General features: G+C 67.8%; 1 protein-coding gene and 1 pseudogene. Both read right to left on the reverse strand.

What is annotated here, in order from left to right; translation table 11 throughout:
• Positions 1 to 211: hypothetical protein (locus ACU8YC_RS26600; RefSeq protein WP_446896206.1), on the reverse strand; the 211-nt coding region annotated here is incomplete at its 3' end.
• Positions 208 to 484, reverse strand: a pseudogene (locus ACU8YC_RS26605) (CbbBc protein); the annotation flags it as partial. The pseudogene ACU8YC_RS26605 and the gene ACU8YC_RS26600, both read right to left, overlap by 4 nt.

The raw sequence follows: 484 nt of genomic DNA on the forward strand, positions 1-484 counted from the left end.
GTCCCGGATGCCGGTACATCCGCTCCCACAGGAAGCGCATGATGTCGGCGTCGGCCGCCGCGATCTCCGGCGAGAACACGATGACCGGCTGGTCCGCGTTCCGGATGTCCTCGACGCGGCCCGGGTCCAGGGCGGCGATGCGGCGGCCGCCCTCGCGGATGACGTCCTCGACGAAGCGGGTGATCACCCGCCGGGCGAGTTCGTGGATCATCCGCGACGGCTCCAGGCCCGGATGCAGCCGGTGCTGTCCTCGGTTGTGTGGCGTTGCTCGCCGGTAGCCTGGCGGTCGATCTCGGTGCGACCGAGGCAAGGCAAGATATAGGACACTTCGCCGGTGATCAGGTGATTGCGGTTGAGCTTGGTCGACACCTGGACCGACAACCGCAGTTTGCGCCAGGCCGGCTCCATCTGCAGGGTGTCAGGAATGGCGCGGACGAAGTTGCCGCCCAGGCCGATGAAGCCGCGGATGCTGCCGTCGAGGATG

The organism is Citrobacter sp. VF227 (genome assembly GCF_052950715.1).